Consider the following 15,954-nt stretch of genomic DNA (forward strand, 5'->3'; position numbering starts at 1 on the left):
AAAGAAAACAGCATGATCCCCTTTCACAAAAATTAAAACTCTTTTTTTAACCAACTGTTAATACGCTTGAACCAGTTACCTACTGAAACCCGTTTTTCGGTCTCTGCATCACCGTTCATGTGCGACTCTTTGCCGTAATGCAACAGTCCCACGGCGGTGGAGTAGTACGATTCCTGCGCATAGTCAGTCAGGCCGGTAATATTCAGCGGCTGTCCGATACGCACCTGCGTATGGAATACGCGTTGCGCACAGGCCGCCAGTCCTTCGATTTGCGCTGCACCACCGGTCAGGACAATGCCTGCGGCCAGATGATGCTTCACGCCCTGCTGACGCAGTTGTTCCTGTAACTGCAGAATCTCGTCATTGACCAGATTCAAAAGTTCGGTATAGCGCGGCTCAATCACTTCCGCCAGCGTCTGACGTTGCAGGCTGCGCGGTGGACGTCCGCCTACGCTCGGCACTTCAACGTTCTCATCTTTGCCGACAATCGAGCCCAGCGCACAGCCATGGCGCACTTTAATCGCCTCAGCATCCGTTGGTGGTGTACCAAACGCATAGGCGATATCGCTGGTGACGACGTTGCCCGCATACGGAATCACCTTAGTGTGCCGTAAAGCGCCGCCGGTATATACGGCTATGTCCATTGTACCGCCACCAATATCGACAACACAGACGCCCAGCTCACGTTCGTCTTCAGTCAGAACTGCAAAACTTGAGGCGAGGCCGGCAAAAATCAGCTGATCCACTTTCAGCCCGCAACGCTCAACGGCTTTAACGATGTTCTTCGCCATATCGTTGTGGCAGGTGATCAGGTGCACTTTTGCCTGCATGCGCACGCCGGACAGTCCGACCGGATTCTTAATCCCTTCCTGATAATCGATTGCGTATTCCTGAGGAATCACGTGCAGGATGCGGTGCTCGTCACGTACTCTCACCGATTTGGCGGTATGTACAACGTTCTCTACATCATCCTGAGTCACTTCCTCTTCCGAAATCGGAACCATCCCGATTTCGTTCTGACAACTGATATGTTTGCCCGATAAAGCAAGGTAGACGGAGGAGATCTGGCAATCTGCCATCAGCTCAGCCTGATCGATGGCGCGCTGAACGCATTTCACCACCGACTCAAGGTCGTTTACGCCACCTTTATCCATACCGCGGGAAGGGCAGCTGCCCACCCCAATAATGTTGACCATACCATCGGGCAGAACTTCCCCAACCAGGGCGGCAACCTTTGCAGTGCCGATTTCGAGTCCAACTACCAGTTTTCTGTCCGTTGCCTTGATCATTGTTGTTTAGCCTGTGCCTGGTTCTGTTGCTGATTACTGTCCTGTGGCTCCATCACGACCGGTGTCCAGCCAACAGAAGCGCCAGAGTCGTATCGCAAATCCACGTAGCTGATACGTTTGCTCTCGTTCTGACCTTGCTGTTGCAGCACCGGGTAGAGCTCAATAAAGCGATTCAGTCGTTTCATGGTGTCGCTGCGGCCCAGTTCGATACGTACATCATCGCTGGTGACCAGCTGCCATGAACGACGGGCCGTCATCGACGCCACCTTCAGGGTAAACTTCCGGGCTTTCAGCACATCATCCATGCTGTGATAGCCCGCCAGGACCTCTTTCTCACTCCCTTCTGGCCCATACAACATCGGCATTGTTTCTTTGCCGGCATGACTGGCGGGTACGCTGAAGGAGACACCTTCAGCATCCACCATATGCAAATCGTTCCAGCGCGCCACCGGCGTATACTCCACCAGATGGATCTTCAGTTCGTCCGGCCACTGCTTACGCACGCTGACCTGCTTTATCCACGGCAGCCGCTCAATCTGCTGCTGCAGGATATCCACATCCTGAGACATAAACGTCCCAGGCGGACCCAGCGACAGAATCGCCTGGCGGATATCGTCGTGGGTGGTGTAGTGCGTCTGTCCTGTCACCACCAGTTTTGACAGCGGCAGCCGGGACGCATCGTTCATCCACTTCAGCACTACCAGCCCGCCGGCAACCATAATCCCGATAACCATCAGCAGAAAAACAATGCCGAACAGTCGGGCTCCGTTACTGCGCCCGGTGCGAATACGCTCCTGCGGTTCACGGTTTCGAACTCTCATCGCCGCCTGTGACATATCAGTCGGCCAGCTCCAGAATATGGGCAACCAGTTGCGGGAAACTCATGCCCGCCTGTTTCGCTGCCATAGGAACCAGACTGTGGCTGGTCATGCCCGGAGAGGTATTGGCTTCCAGCAACTGAAAGCGCCCTTCCCCATCCGTCATCACATCAACCCGTCCCCAGCCACGACAGCCCAGTGCACGCCAGGCCGCCAGCACCAGCTGTTGTAATTCAGCTTCACGTTCAGCGCTTAAATCGGCCGGACAGACGTACTGAGTATCGTCAGAAATGTATTTAGCTTCATAGTCATAGAACTCACTGGCGCTCTTTATTTCAATTGAGGGCAGAATACGATCGCCCACAATCGCGACGGTATACTCCGCGCCGCTGAGAAACGCTTCGACCAGTACGTCATTGTCGTGCTTAAACGCCATGTCCAGTGCGGCAGGCAGCGCGCTCAGATCGTTAACCCGGCTGATACCCACGCTCGAGCCTTCACAGGCTGGCTTAACAAACAGTGGCAGACCCAGCGCCGCAATTGCTGCGTTGCTCTCTGCATCCAGCCCGGCATCAAACTGCTGACGCGTCAGCCAGACAAATTTTCCTGACGGTAAACCGCGCCCCTGCCACAGCAGTTTGGTGCGCAGCTTATCCATGGTCACAGCCGATGCCATTACGCCGCTGCCGGTGTAAGGCAGTTGCAGGAACTCCAGCACCGCCTGCATCGTGCCATCTTCCCCGCCCCGGCCATGCAGCGCGATAAAGGCTTTGGTAAAGCCCTGCTCTTTCAGCGTCAGCACCGACACATCACGGGTGTCGACGCCATGCGCATCGATGCCCATTTCCCGCAGTCCGGCGACGACGGCCTGACCCGAGTTCAGCGAAACCTCACGCTCTGCTGAGGTGCCGCCCATTAATACGGCAACTTTATCCGCCATGACGATCCTCCGCTTTGCGTTCCGGCTGGAGCTTAGTCTCCGCCAGCTTGCGGGCAACCTTACCGACGTTACCGGCACCCTGCACCAGGATCAGGTCATTGCCTGACAGCAGTGGTGCCAGCATTTCCGGCAGCGCGTCATGTTCCGGCACCAGAATCGGATCAACCTTGCCCCGGTTACGAATGGCACGGCACAGCGAACGGCTGTCAGCACCCGGAATCGCGGTTTCACCAGCGGAGTACACATCCAGCATCAGTAACACATCGACATGCGACAGCACGTTGGCGAAATCATCAAACAGATCGCGGGTACGGCTGTAACGGTGCGGCTGAAACACCATCACCAGTTTTTTATCCGGCCAGCCTGCGCGCGCAGCTTTAATCGTCGCGTCCACTTCGGTTGGGTGATGACCGTAATCATCCACCAGCATGGCGGTGCCCGGCTGACCGTTCACCGGCTCTGTCGGGAATTCACCCAGCAGATCAAAGCGACGGCCCGTGCCCTGGAAACTCTCCAGCGCAGCCAGGATGGCATTGTCTTCAATGCCCTCTTCACTGGCGACGGCAACCGCGGCTGCCGCGTTCAGGGCGTTATGGCGACCCGGCGCATTCAGCGTAATCTGCAGCGGCGCTTTGTCCTGACGAATCAGGGTAAAATGCCCTTGCGCGCCACTCTGCTCATAGTTTTCAATGCGCAGATCCGCATCGTCACTGAAACCATACGTGGTGATATGACGGCCCACGCGCGGGATCAGGTCACGGATAACCACATCGTCCACACACATCACCGCACGACCGTAAAACGGCAGGTTGTGCAGGAAGTTAATAAACGTCTGCTTCAGGTTCTCAAAATCGCCCTGATAGGTGTCCATATGGTCAGCTTCGATGTTGGTCACAATCGCCACCATCGGCTGCAGATGCAGGAACGACGCATCGCTCTCATCGGCTTCGGCAATCAGATAGCGGCTGTGACCCAGACGCGCATGGGTACCTGCTGCTTTAACCAGGCCGCCGTTAACGAAAGTCGGATCAAGACCGGCTTCCGCATAAATACTCGACACCATCGCCGTGGTGGTCGTTTTGCCATGCGTACCCGCAACGGCGATGCCGTGACGGAAACGCATCAGTTCAGCCAGCATCTCCGCGCGACGGATCACCGGGATACGCTGTTCACGAGCCGCTACCAGTTCCGGGTTATCCTGCGATACGGCGCTGGAGACCACAACGACGCTGGCATCGGTCACGTTTTCGGGGCGATGGTTAAAATAAATGGTGGCGCCCAGGGCGATCAGGTTCTGCGTCACCGGGTTAGGGGCCAAATCTGAACCGCTGATATGGTAGCCTTCATTTGCTAACACTTCGGCAATACCGCCCATGCCAGCACCACCGATGCCGACAAAGTGGATGTGCCGGACGCGACGCATCTCGGGCACGATAGAACGCAGTTTTGCCAATTGTTGTGTATTCATCGCTCTCAGTTACCTGCTATTTCAGTTTGTACCCACTTCGGGTACAGGTCAGACACGCTGACCGGAATGATTACTTTGCGGCGCGAGCCACTTCCTGAGCGACCCGTTCAGTCGCATCGGGGATCGCCACCTGACGGGCCTGCTCAGCCATCGTCAGCAGTGTTGCGCGGTCCCAGTGGCGTAGCAAATCCGCTACAGCCTCCGCAGTAAATTGCGGCTGCTCAAAAATTCTGGCGGCGCCCGCTTTCTCCAGCGGCAGCGCGTTCCAGTACTGCTGGCGATCTTTGTGCTGAAACGGCACGAAAATCGCCGGTAAACCAGCGGCAGCAACTTCACTCACGGTTAACGCGCCGGAGCGACATACCACCACATCAGCCCAGGCGTAGGCGGCAGCCATGTCATCAATAAACTCAGTGACCTTATGCTGCGTCTGTCCCACCTGCTGATACGCTTTCTCTGCTTCGGGCTGTGCCCCTTTACCGGTCTGATGCCACAGGGTGATCTCATCACCCACCAGCGCCGCAACCTGCGGCAGCGTCTGGTTCAGAATCCGCGCACCCTGACTGCCGCCAATCACCAGCACCCGAATCGGGCCACGACGATCCGCCAGACGTTGCGCGGGTAAAGGCAGAGCCAGAACATCGGTACGAACCGGATTCCCCACCACATCGGCGGCGGGAAACGCGCCCGGAAACGCCTGCAAAACTTTGGTAGCGATTTTCGCCAGCCATTTGTTAGTCAGCCCGGCGATCCCGTTCTGCTCATGCAGCACCACCGGAATTCCGCAGCTCCACGCCGCTAAGCCGCCTGGTCCTGAAACGTAGCCGCCCATGCCCAGCACAACATCCGGCTGCCAGTCTTTCATAATGCGACGCGCCTGGCGCCAGGCATTGAAGATACGCAGCGGTGCCAGCAGCAGTGCTTTCATGCCTTTTCCGCGTAATCCGCTGATACGGATGAAGTCGATGTCGATGCCGTGTTTTGGCACCAGATCGGCTTCCATACGGTCGGCGGTGCCTAACCAGCGAACCTGCCAGCCCTGTTCCATCAGATGATGGGCGACAGCCAGACCGGGAAAGACATGTCCGCCGGTTCCGCCTGCCATCACCATCAATCGCTTACCGCTCATCGACCACCTCGGGTAAACGCCTGCGCTTTCGCCAGGCGCGTTTCATAATCTATGCGTAATAAAAAGACGATGGCGGTCGACATAATGATCAGACTCGACCCACCGTAACTGATCAGCGGTAAGGTCAGGCCTTTGGTCGGTAACATACCGGCGGCAGCCCCGACGTTAACCAGCGCCTGGAAGCTGAACCAGACACCGATTGAACAGGCTAAAAAGCCGGAAAAACGCTGATCCAGTTCCAGAGCACGACGGCCAATCGACATCGCACGAAAAGCGACGAAGAATACCATTAAAAGTGCCAGTACCACACCGACATAGCCGAGTTCTTCCCCGATGATGGCGAAAATAAAGTCGGTATGCGCTTCCGGCAGATATTCCAGCTTTTGCACCGAGTTACCGAGTCCCTGCCCCCAGAATTCTCCGCGACCAAATGCCATCAGAGACTGCGTCAGCTGGTAGCCACTACCAAACGGATCTTCCCATGGATTCCAGAACGAGGTCACACGACGCATACGATAAGGTTCAGCAATGATCAGCAGGATCACCGCAAAAATACCGGAGCCGATGATGGCCATGAACTGCCACAGTTTGGCACCGGCCAGGAACAGCATCGCCAGCGTGGTGACAAACAGCACCACCACCGTACCCAGGTCAGGCTGCGCCAGCAGTAACACCGCCAGCACGACCATCACGCCCATCGGCTTACAGAAGCCCCAGAAGTTGTTACGCACCTCTTCCACTTTGCGCACCAGGTAGCTGGCGAGATAGCAAAACAGGGAGAGCTTCGACAACTCCGCAGGCTGGATACGCAGTGGACCCAGCGCGATCCAGCGCGAGGCACCGTTGACCGAGCTGCCGACGACCAGAACAATCAGCAGCATCGCCACCGTGACCATCAGCATCACGTTGCTGTAGCGCTGCCAGAAATCCATCGGCACCCGCAGCGTGACCAGTGCCATACCCAAAGCCAGCACAATGTAGAACGCATCACGTTTGGCGAAGTAAAAGAGGTCGTCATTCAGACGCTGACCTACCGGCATAGACGCCGACGTCACCATCACAAAACCAATTACCGCCAGGCCCAGCGTCAGCCATAACAGTGTGCGGTCATAAAGCACCAGCGAGGAATCATCACTTTCGCGTGCGCCCATCACCCAATCTTTCAGGCGTCCTGAGAAGTAACCCGCCAGTCCGGCGCCAGGAATACGCATCAGCTCAGCTCCTTCGCCAGTTGCGCGAACTGCTCACCGCGCTGCTCAAAGTTACGGAACTGGTCGAGGCTGGCGCAGGCTGGTGACAGTAGAACCATATCGCCTGCTTTAACCTGTGGCGCGATCTGCTCCATTGCCTGTCGCATCGTTTCCGTGCGCACAGCGATGTCAGGACGCAGCGCGGCCAGCGCATCGCCGTCACGGCCAAAGCAGTAAAGGCGCACGTTGTCGCCCTGCAGCCACGGGATCAGCGGTGTAAAATCGGCTGACTTACCATCACCGCCCATCAGCAGCCACAGCGTTCCCTGAACCTGCAGGCCATTCAGCGCCGCTTCGGTGCTGCCGACGTTGGTCGCTTTGGAGTCATTAATCCAGCGCACGCCCTGATGTTCATGGACCATCTGGAAGCGATGTGCCAGACCGTTAAATTGCGTTAAGGCTGCCAGGCTGGAGGCGCGTGGCAGACCGACCGCATCAGCCAGCGCCAGCGCAGCCAGCGCGTTGGTGTAGTTATGCTGTCCCACCATCTTCATTTCAGCGGTGTTCAGGACTTTCTCGCCTTTCACCCGCAGCCAGATACTGCCCTGCTGCTTGTTAAGGTGGTAGTCACCGAAATCGACACCAAAGCTGACACAGCGCTTATCCGCACCACGTACCGGCATCGTCAGCGCATCATCGGCGTTAACGATGCAGATCTGCGCATTCTCATAGACCCGCAGCTTGGCAGCACGATACTGCTGCATACCCAGCGGATAGCGGTCCATATGATCTTCGGTGACGTTAAGCACGGTTGCCGCAGCCGCTTTCAGACTGTGGGTGGTCTCAAGCTGGAAGCTGGAGAGTTCCAGTACATAAAGCTGGGCCGGTGATTGCAGCAGACTCAGCGCGGGCAGACCGATATTGCCACCGACGCCCACCTGCCAGCCTGCGGCTTTCGCCATCTCACCTACCAGCGTGGTCACGGTGCTTTTGCCGTTGGAACCGGTAATTGCCACGATGGGAGCCTGCGCCTCGCGGCAGAACAGCTCAATGTCACCGACGATTTCAATTCCGGCTTCTACCGCTTCGCTGAGAATCGGATGCGCCAGCGCGACGCCAGGGCTGGCAACAATCAGATCGGCCGCCAGTAACCAGTCACCGTTAATGCCGCCCAGATGGCGTTCAACCTGCCCGGGCAATTTATCCAGCCCCGGCGGCGAGACACGGGTGTCCATCACGCGAGGCGTGACGCCCTGCGCTAAAAAGAAATCAACACAGGAGAGCCCGGTAAGACCCAGTCCGATGATGACGACTTTTCTACCCCGATAGTCAGCCATGATTAACGCACCTTCAGCGTGGCCAGGCCAATCAGCACCAGCATTAGCGAAATAATCCAGAAGCGCACGATGACGCGCGGTTCCGGCCAGCCCTTAAGTTCATAGTGGTGATGGATCGGCGCCATGCGGAAAATACGCTGGCCGCGCAACTTGAACGATCCCACCTGCAGGATTACCGACAGCGTTTCAACCACAAATACGCCGCCCATGATCACCAGTAAAAATTCCTGACGCAGTAACACCGCGATGGTGCCCAGCGCGCCGCCTAAAGCCAGCGAGCCGACGTCACCCATAAAGACCTGAGCCGGATAGGTGTTGAACCACAGGAAGCCCAGCCCTGCCCCGACGATGGCGGTACAGACAATCACCAGCTCACCGGCGTGACGCAGATAGGGAATATGAAGGTATTCAGCAAACTTTACGTTACCGGTTGCCCAGGCAACCAGCGCGAAGCCCGCAGCGACAAAGACGGTTGGCATAATCGCCAGGCCATCCAGGCCATCGGTCAGATTGACCGCGTTACCCGTTCCGACAATCACAAAGTAGGCCAGCAGCACATAAAACAGGCCAAGCTGCGGCATGATGTCTTTGAAAAACGGCACGACCAGTTGAGTCGCAGGGGTATCTTTGCCCGCCGCATAAAGTCCGAACGCCACACCCAGCGAAATCACCGACATCCAGAAATATTTCCAGCGGGCGATCAGGCCTTTGGTGTCTTTACGCACCACTTTGCGGTAGTCATCGACAAAGCCGATGATGCCAAAGCCGACTAACACGAACAGCACGCACCAGACATAGGGGTTCGACGGATAAGCCCACATCAGCACCGAAATGGTGATGGAGGTCAGAATCATGATGCCGCCCATGGTAGGCGTCCCGCGCTTACTGAAGTGCGATTCCGGACCGTCGTTACGGACGACCTGGCCAATCTGTAATTTCTGCAGCCAGGCGATGAGGCGCGGCCCCATCCAGAGCGAGATAAATAACGCGGTCAGCAGGCTGACAATGGCGCGAAACGTCAGATAGGAAAAGACGTTGAAGCCCGAATAAAAAGCGACCAGATGCTCGGCCAGCCAAACTAACATGTTCCTTTCTCCTTTAAGCTCTGTACTACCTGCTCCATGGCGGCACTACGTGAACCTTTTATCAGGACGGTAATTTCTGAGTGTTGGGACAACAATTCTCGCAAACGTTCAGTCAGCGCCGTCTTATCGCTGAAATGTTCACCAACTCCACTGCTTTCACTGATGAAGTGGCTGAATTTTCCACAGGTCAGTACGCGGTCAAGGCCTGCTTCGCGTGCCGCTTCACCGATTTCGCGGTGGCATTTTTCAGTCTCTTCACCCAGTTCCGCCATATCACCTGCGACCAGCACCTGGTAACCTGGCATCTCTGACAGGACCTGGACGGCGGCGGTCATCGAGCCCACGTTAGCGTTGTAGCTGTCATCCAGCAGCAGCTGATGCGCAGAGAGGCGCACCGGGAACAGACGACCCGGCACCGACTGCAGGTTTTTCAGTCCCTGCTGAACGGCGCTAAGCGGCGCATCCACTGACAGGGCCAGTGCCGCCGCCGCCAGGGCGTTAGCAATGTTATGACGGCCCGGCAACGGCAGTACGATCTCAGCCGTGCCACGCGGTGTGTTCATCACAAAATGGGTGCCATCCTGCGCAATGCGGATATCACGGGCGGAGAAATCACACTCGGCCGCCTGCGGTGAAAAGCGCCACACGGTTTTGTCCTTCAGCGTGCTCTGCCAGTTTGGCCAGTCGTTGCTCTCCGCATTGAGAATCGCAATGCCGTTGGCCGGTAAGCCCTGAAAGATCTCACCTTTCGCTTTAGCGACACCCGCCAGCGAACCAAAACCTTCCAGATGGGCGGCGGCCAGATTATTCACCAGCGCGCTTTCTGGTTTAACCAGGTCGGTGGTGTAGGCGATTTCGCCCTGATGATTAGCACCTAGCTCGATGACCGCATACTGATGTTCTGCGGTCAGGCGGAGCAGGGTCATCGGTACGCCATAATCATTGTTGAGATTGCCTGCGGTGTAGAGCGTCTCGCCACACTGACGCAGAATCGCTGCGGTCATCTCTTTAACCGAGGTTTTGCCGGAGGAACCGGTCAGCGCTACTACGCGGGCGGTCGACTGCTGACGAACCCAGGCACCCAGTCGGCCAAAGGCGATACGGGTATCTTCAACCACCACCTGAGGCACAGAGACAGGTAAATGCTTACTCACCAGCAGCGCCTGTGCGCCATTCGCAATGGCCTCTCCGGCGAAGTCGTGTGCATCGAAGCGTTCGCCCACCAGCGCGACAAACAGACTGCCCGCCGTCACTTTGCGGGTATCGGTGGTCACATCATTCAGGGTTAAATCGCTGCCGTGCAGCGTGCCGCCGGTAATTTCCGCCAGAGTCTTTAATGAAACCGGAATCATGCTGCGCCTCTCAGCAGTGCCGCTACCGTGGCACGATCGGAGTAGTCGAGACGACGGTTGCCGATGATCTGATAATCTTCATGGCCTTTGCCCGCCACCAGCACGATATCGTCAGGCTGTGCCTGCATAATGGCGTTAGTGACCGCTTGCGCACGACCCGATACCACGCGGGCGCGGCCCGGATCCAGCAAACCGGTCAGAATGTCTTTTACTATCGCCTGCGGGTCTTCGCTGCGCGGATTGTCGTCGGTAATCACCACCACATCCGCAAATTGTTCAGCAATCGCCCCCATTAACGGGCGCTTGCCTTTGTCACGGTCGCCGCCGCAGCCAAACAGGCACCAGAGTTTTCCTTTGCAATGCAGACGTGCCGCTTCCAGCGCTTTTTCCAGCGCATCCGGCGTGTGGGCATAATCCACCACGACCGTCGGTTTTCCTGCAGCGCTGAACACTTCCATACGCCCGTTAACGGGCTGTAATCGTGGTGCAACGCTTATCAGCGTCGCCAGCGGATAATCCAGTGACAGCAGGGTCGCCAGCGCCAGCAGCAGATTGCTGACGTTGAACGCGCCCATCAGCGGGCTGTCGATTTCACCGTTGCCCCAGCTGGAGCTGAAACGGATATGAGCCCCGTTGTCGTGATACTCCACTGCATCGGCTTTCAGCCAGCGGCCATGGCAGCCCGATTGAAGGTTATCTTCCATGGTGACGGCAACCGCATCAGGTAAGCGCGCCAGCCAGCGACGGCCGACTTCATCATCAGCGTTAAGAATCGCCTGTCCGACCTGATGCTCAGAAAACAGTAGCCATTTGGCCGACTCATAGCTTGGCATGTCACCGTGGTAATCGAGGTGATCGCGACTGAGGTTGGTGAAGACCGCCGCGGCAAACGGCAGCGCCGCAACGCGATGCTGCACCAGACCGTGTGACGAGACTTCCATCGCGGTCAGGGTCGCCCCTTTTTCAGCGAGCTCGTGCAGCATATGCTGAACGTCCACTGCTGAACCGGTAGTATTTTCTGCAGCGACTAAGTGCCCCACCAGCCCGTTGCCGACGGTGCCCATCACTGCGCTGGTTTCACCCAGCAGCGTTGCCCACTGCGCCAGCAGCTGGGTGGTCGTGGTTTTACCGTTGGTGCCAGTGACGCCAATCAGCGTCTGCTTCTCGCCCGGCTGCTGATAAAAACGTCCTGCTAAAGCCGACAGTCGCTGATGCAGCTGTGCCAGATAGATGACCGGTACGCCGTGCATTTCACGGATTTCGCCGTCAGTCGCTTCACCTTCAGCTTCAGCCACCACGGCGGCTACGCCCTGCGCAATCGCCTGCGGAATGAAACGGCGGCCATCAACCTGATGGCCTGCAACAGCGACAAACAGATCGCCAGACGCCGCCATGCGGCTATCCAGGGTCATGTCGCGCAATGGGCGCGCCGGCGCGCCTGGCACCCAGGGGCCGAGTAAGTCGCGCAGGTTACGATCTGTCACTTGATTCCTCACTTCTGTTAGTCACCAACTCATTCCTGTCATTGGTCGTCGGTAATGCGTCCGGCTCGATGTTCATGGTACGCAGTACGCCGCCCATGATGGCACCAAACACCGGTGCAGAAACCGCACCGCCGTAATACTTGCCGGCCTGGGGATCGTTGATCACCACCACCAGCGCGAATCGGGGATGACTGGCAGGCGCAACGCCGGCGGTATAGGCAATGTATTTATTGACGTAGCGTCCGTCCGGCCCGACTTTTTTCGCCGTACCGGTTTTTATCGCGATGCGATAGCCCTTGATTGCCGCTTTGACACCGCCACCACCAGGCAGCGCCACGCTTTCCATCATGTGCATCACGGTTTTCACCAGTGACTCATCGAAAACGCGTTGTCCCGCTACGGGTGGATCGACTTTGGTAATCGACAGTGGACGGTTAATGCCATAGCTGCCAATCGTTGCGTAGACTCGCGCTAACTGTAACGGCGTTACCATTAGCCCGTAGCCGAAAGAGAAGGTGGCCCTCTCTATGTCAGACCACCGTTGTTTTTTAGGGTATAAGCCACTGCTTTCCCCGACCAGCCCCAAATTGGTCGGTTTGCCCAGTCCAAAGCGCGCGTAAGTTTCTACCAGCGCTGAGGAAGGCATCGCTAACGCCAGACGTGAAACACCGACGTTACTCGACTTCTGTAAAACCCCTGTCAGGGTCAATTCGTTGTAGCGCGCCACATCTTTGATCTCATGACCATTGACGCGGTACGGCACGGTATTCAGGACGCTGTTCTCTCTGACCACGCCGCGCTGCAGCGCGGTCATCACCACCATCGGCTTCACGGTAGAACCCGGCTCAAAGATGTCGGTAATCGCGCGGTTACGCATCAGATCTTTTGGCGTGTTGGTGAGATTATTCGGGTTGTAAGCCGGACTGTTGGCCATCGCCAGCACTTCACCGGTATTCACATCCACCAGCACCGCCGTACCCGATTCCGCTTTGTTAAAAGCAACGGCGTTATTCAGTTCACGGTAAACCAGCGCCTGTAAGCGCTCATCAATGCTCAGGGTCAGGTTATGGGCGGCGCGGCTGTCCACAGACGAGATATCTTCGATGACGCGACCGTAACGGTCTTTGCGCACCGTCCGCTCGCCCGGCGCACCGGTCAGCCATTTATCAAAGCTCTTCTCAATGCCTTCGATGCCCTGGCCGTCAATATTGGTAAAGCCAATCAGATGAGAGGTAACCTGTCCGGCAGGATAGTAACGACGCGACTCTTCGCGCAGATGAATACCGGGAAGTTTGAGTTTTTTGACGTATTCACCGATGGCCGGATTAACCTGGCGCGCCAGATAGACAAAGCGGCCTTTAGGGTTGGCATTAACGCGGGCCGCCAGCTGGTCAAGTGGAATAGAGAGCGCATCGGACAGTGCTTTCCAGCGGCTGTCGAGCGTTACACCACCACCGGCATGCAGCTCTTTTGGATCAGCCCAGATGGCATTAACCGGTACACTGACAGCCAGTGGGCGGCCAGCGCGATCGCTGATCATCCCGCGCGAAGTCGGCACTGCCTGAACACGTAGCGAGCGCAAATCGCCCTCTTTCACCAGCTTGCCAGGATTGATGACCTGCAGCCAGGCCACACGCGACAGCAAGCCACCCAGCGCCAGTAAAATACAGCCGCACAGCAACGCAAAACGCCAGCTTACAAAGCTGGCTTTATCTTCCGGTTTCTTTAACTTCAGCGTTCTGCCTGTGCCGCTCATTCGCTATCTGAAATCCTTATTTCTGCACCACGATATTTTCTTGTGAAGGATCAACGTGCTGCAGCTGCAGCTTCTCGGTGGCGATGCGTTCAACCCGGCTATGGTCGCCCAGCGCATTCTCTTCCAGAATCAGGTTGCGCCACTCGATATCCAGCGCATCACGCTCCAGCACCAGCTGTTCGCGCTGCGCGGTCAGCAGTCGTGTTTTATGGGTGGTGGTGACCACCAGCACGGCAGACACCACCACTGCGATCAGCAACAGCACCGGAATCTTGCCTTTTCGCAGCAAATCCCCGCCGATGACGGCGGGCAGACTGTGGCGCTCATTACCGATCATGCGTCGGTTTTCTCCGCGATACGTAATACCGAACTGCGCGCACGTGGATTCTCAGAGACTTCAGCATCACCCGGTGACATCTTGCCAAGCAGCTTCAGCTCACGCCCGCCCAGCGCTCGCAGCTGATGTTCAGTCATCGGTATCCCGGCTGGCACCTGTGGCCCGCGACTCTGATCGCGCATAAAGCGCTTCACCAGCCGATCTTCCAGTGAATGGAAGCTGATAACAGAGAGGCGCCCCTGTGGTGCCAGCACCTCAACCGCCCCTTTCAGAGCGATATCGATCTCTTCCAGTTCGCTGTTGATCCAGATACGAATGGCCTGGAAGCTGCGTGTAGCCGGATGCTTAAACTTATCTTTCACCGGCATGGCGACAGAGATCACTTCAGCCAGCTCCCGGGTTCGGGTCATCGGCTGTTCACGATTGCGCTCGACAATGGCCCGGGCAATACGTTTAGAGAATCGCTCTTCACCGTAGGTTTTCAGGACGAAAGCGATATCTGCTTCTTCCGCGTGCAGCAACCATTCTGCGGCGGAGTGACCGCGCGAAGGGTCCATGCGCATATCCAGCGGTCCGTCACGCATAAAGGAGAAGCCGCGCTCGGCGTCATCCAGTTGCGGTGATGAAACCCCCAGATCGAGTAAAATGCCGTCAATTTTTCCGACTAAATCCCGTTCAGCGACATACTCTGCCAGCGCGGAAAAAGGGCCATGAATAATTGAAAAACGCGGGTCGGTGATCTCAGCGGCAGCGGCGATAGCTTGCGGATCGCGATCGATGGCGATCAGCCTTCCCTTCTCTCCCAGTTGCGAAAGAATCAGGCGTGAATGGCCACCACGGCCAAAAGTGCCGTCGATGTAAATACCGTCTTCCCTGATATTGAGGCCGTTAACCGCCTCATCCAACAGTACGGTGGTATGTTTGAAATTTTCCTGCATAGCTATAGCGACAAGTCCTGCAACCGCTCAGATAAAGGCTCCTGAGCCGACTGTTCTGCGTCAATATCGTCCCTGACTTGTTGATACCAGGTCTGTTCATCCCACAGCTCAAACTTGTTGAACTGTCCAACCAGCATCACTTCTTTGGTTAATTTTGCATGCTGCCGAAGCGTATTTGCCAGCAGCAGGCGGCCTGCATTGTCCATCTGACATTCACTGGCATGTCCCAGCAGCAAACGCTGCACGCGGCGCTCAAGCGGATTCATGCTGGAAAGGCGTGCCAGCTTTTTTTCAATGATTTCCCATTCGGGCAGGGTATAAAGCAACAGGCATGGCTGGTGGAGGTCGATGGTACAGACCATCTGCCCCTGAGATTCCCCAATCAGCAAATCGCGATATCGCATGGGTACGGCGAGCCGCCCTTTGCTGTCGAGATTGACTAACGTTGCTCCGCGGAACATGCCAGTCTCTCCTCCTGGTCACCCATTTACGCCACTTTATCCCACTTTTTACCACGAAACGAGTTTAAGGATCCCATGAAATCCTTGTCAAGCCGGAGCGGTAGTTGAATATCACTCTTTACAGAGCGCAAAATTAATCTCTGGCGACGATATAAACGAATAAAAAGGGAAAGTAAAAATTAAGCCAATGAATACCTGAATAAAAATAAGGTCCCACGAAAAAACGACTAAAAATGAAACAATATGAAGCGCTGAATATTTATCGTAGTTTCTGAGACAGCGGCGGCATTTTAGGGGATTTCCGAAAGGAAGCACAGCAGCTTCAGGCGAGACGGGGCAGGAAGTTTGTTGAAGTTGTAAGCAGATAATA

General features: G+C 56.5%; 14 protein-coding genes. All 14 read right to left on the reverse strand.

Annotation, left to right across the window (positions count from 1 at the left end; genetic code table 11):
* Positions 1-32 precede the first annotated feature (32 nt).
* Positions 33-1,289, reverse strand: coding sequence for a cell division protein FtsA (ftsA, locus tag EGO56_RS15835; protein ID WP_010253890.1), 1,257 nt, complete (start codon positions 1,287-1,289; stop codon positions 33-35).
* Complete coding sequence (ftsQ, locus tag EGO56_RS15840; protein ID WP_013356768.1) at positions 1,286-2,125, reverse strand: cell division protein FtsQ; 840 nt, start codon at positions 2,123-2,125, stop codon at positions 1,286-1,288. Before ftsQ ends, ftsA begins: the two co-directional genes overlap by 4 nt.
* A 1-nt stretch (position 2,126) precedes the next feature.
* Entirely contained in the window at positions 2,127-3,047 is a 921-nt protein-coding gene (locus EGO56_RS15845) for a D-alanine--D-alanine ligase (RefSeq protein ID WP_135910096.1), read from the reverse strand.
* The gene (gene murC / locus EGO56_RS15850; protein WP_013356766.1) at positions 3,037-4,515 is read right to left on the reverse strand and encodes a UDP-N-acetylmuramate--L-alanine ligase; all 1,479 of its coding nucleotides are present in this window, start codon (positions 4,513-4,515) and stop codon (positions 3,037-3,039) included. The genes EGO56_RS15845 and murC overlap by 11 nt, the downstream gene beginning before the upstream one ends.
* Positions 4,516-4,585: 70 nt before the next feature.
* Positions 4,586-5,644, reverse strand: a complete 1,059-nt coding sequence (gene murG / locus EGO56_RS15855; protein WP_135910098.1) for an undecaprenyldiphospho-muramoylpentapeptide beta-N-acetylglucosaminyltransferase — start codon at positions 5,642-5,644, stop codon at positions 4,586-4,588.
* The gene (ftsW, locus tag EGO56_RS15860) at positions 5,641-6,855 is read right to left on the reverse strand and encodes a cell division protein FtsW (RefSeq protein ID WP_003854750.1); all 1,215 of its coding nucleotides are present in this window, start codon (positions 6,853-6,855) and stop codon (positions 5,641-5,643) included. The genes murG and ftsW overlap by 4 nt, the downstream gene beginning before the upstream one ends.
* Entirely contained in the window at positions 6,855-8,171 is a 1,317-nt protein-coding gene (murD, locus tag EGO56_RS15865; RefSeq protein WP_135910100.1) for a UDP-N-acetylmuramoyl-L-alanine--D-glutamate ligase, read from the reverse strand. The genes ftsW and murD overlap by 1 nt, the downstream gene beginning before the upstream one ends.
* Before the next feature lie 2 nt (positions 8,172-8,173).
* Positions 8,174-9,256 (reverse strand): phospho-N-acetylmuramoyl-pentapeptide-transferase, encoded by a 1,083-nt coding sequence (gene mraY, locus EGO56_RS15870; protein ID WP_013356763.1) that lies wholly within the window; start codon positions 9,254-9,256, stop codon positions 8,174-8,176.
* Positions 9,250-10,608 carry a UDP-N-acetylmuramoyl-tripeptide--D-alanyl-D-alanine ligase gene (gene murF, locus EGO56_RS15875; protein WP_135910101.1) on the reverse strand — a complete coding sequence of 453 codons (1,359 nt, stop codon included), beginning with the start codon at positions 10,606-10,608 and terminating at the stop codon, positions 9,250-9,252. Before murF ends, mraY begins: the two co-directional genes overlap by 7 nt.
* The gene (gene murE / locus EGO56_RS15880; RefSeq protein WP_135910103.1) at positions 10,605-12,092 is read right to left on the reverse strand and encodes a UDP-N-acetylmuramoyl-L-alanyl-D-glutamate--2,6-diaminopimelate ligase; all 1,488 of its coding nucleotides are present in this window, start codon (positions 12,090-12,092) and stop codon (positions 10,605-10,607) included. The genes murF and murE overlap by 4 nt, the downstream gene beginning before the upstream one ends.
* Complete coding sequence (locus EGO56_RS15885) at positions 12,079-13,848, reverse strand: peptidoglycan glycosyltransferase FtsI (protein WP_013356760.1); 1,770 nt, start codon at positions 13,846-13,848, stop codon at positions 12,079-12,081. Before EGO56_RS15885 ends, murE begins: the two co-directional genes overlap by 14 nt.
* 16 nt (positions 13,849-13,864) lie before the next feature.
* Positions 13,865-14,185 (reverse strand): cell division protein FtsL, encoded by a 321-nt coding sequence (ftsL, locus tag EGO56_RS15890; RefSeq protein WP_003854764.1) that lies wholly within the window; start codon positions 14,183-14,185, stop codon positions 13,865-13,867.
* Entirely contained in the window at positions 14,182-15,123 is a 942-nt protein-coding gene (rsmH, locus tag EGO56_RS15895; protein ID WP_013356759.1) for a 16S rRNA (cytosine(1402)-N(4))-methyltransferase RsmH, read from the reverse strand. The genes ftsL and rsmH overlap by 4 nt, the downstream gene beginning before the upstream one ends.
* Before the next feature lie 2 nt (positions 15,124-15,125).
* Positions 15,126-15,584: a division/cell wall cluster transcriptional repressor MraZ gene (gene mraZ / locus EGO56_RS15900; protein ID WP_135910105.1), complete on the reverse strand. Its 459-nt coding sequence runs from the start codon at positions 15,582-15,584 to the stop codon at positions 15,126-15,128.
* Positions 15,585-15,954 lie beyond the last annotated feature (370 nt).

Origin of the sequence: Pantoea vagans (assembly GCF_004792415.1) — a bacterium.
Lineage (GTDB): Bacteria > Pseudomonadota > Gammaproteobacteria > Enterobacterales > Enterobacteriaceae > Pantoea > Pantoea vagans.

What these genes read in the sequence shown, in the direction of transcription:
- ftsL (WP_003854764.1), bottom strand. Translation starts at nt 14,185, where the DNA reads ATGATCGGTAATGAGCGCCACAGTCTGCCCGCCGTCATCGGCGGGGAT.
- murD (WP_135910100.1), bottom strand. Translation starts at nt 8,171, where the DNA reads ATGGCTGACTATCGGGGTAGAAAAGTCGTCATCATCGGACTGGGTCTT.
- murF (WP_135910101.1), bottom strand. Translation starts at nt 10,608, where the DNA reads ATGATTCCGGTTTCATTAAAGACTCTGGCGGAAATTACCGGCGGCACG.
- murG (WP_135910098.1), bottom strand. Translation starts at nt 5,644, where the DNA reads ATGAGCGGTAAGCGATTGATGGTGATGGCAGGCGGAACCGGCGGACAT.
- EGO56_RS15885 (WP_013356760.1), bottom strand. Translation starts at nt 13,848, where the DNA reads ATGAGCGGCACAGGCAGAACGCTGAAGTTAAAGAAACCGGAAGATAAA.
- rsmH (WP_013356759.1), bottom strand. Translation starts at nt 15,123, where the DNA reads ATGCAGGAAAATTTCAAACATACCACCGTACTGTTGGATGAGGCGGTT.
- ftsQ (WP_013356768.1), bottom strand. Translation starts at nt 2,125, where the DNA reads ATGTCACAGGCGGCGATGAGAGTTCGAAACCGTGAACCGCAGGAGCGT.
- ftsW (WP_003854750.1), bottom strand. Translation starts at nt 6,855, where the DNA reads ATGCGTATTCCTGGCGCCGGACTGGCGGGTTACTTCTCAGGACGCCTG.
- ftsA (WP_010253890.1), bottom strand. Translation starts at nt 1,289, where the DNA reads ATGATCAAGGCAACGGACAGAAAACTGGTAGTTGGACTCGAAATCGGC.
- mraY (WP_013356763.1), bottom strand. Translation starts at nt 9,256, where the DNA reads ATGTTAGTTTGGCTGGCCGAGCATCTGGTCGCTTTTTATTCGGGCTTC.
- EGO56_RS15845 (WP_135910096.1), bottom strand. Translation starts at nt 3,047, where the DNA reads ATGGCGGATAAAGTTGCCGTATTAATGGGCGGCACCTCAGCAGAGCGT.
- murC (WP_013356766.1), bottom strand. Translation starts at nt 4,515, where the DNA reads ATGAATACACAACAATTGGCAAAACTGCGTTCTATCGTGCCCGAGATG.
- mraZ (WP_135910105.1), bottom strand. Translation starts at nt 15,584, where the DNA reads ATGTTCCGCGGAGCAACGTTAGTCAATCTCGACAGCAAAGGGCGGCTC.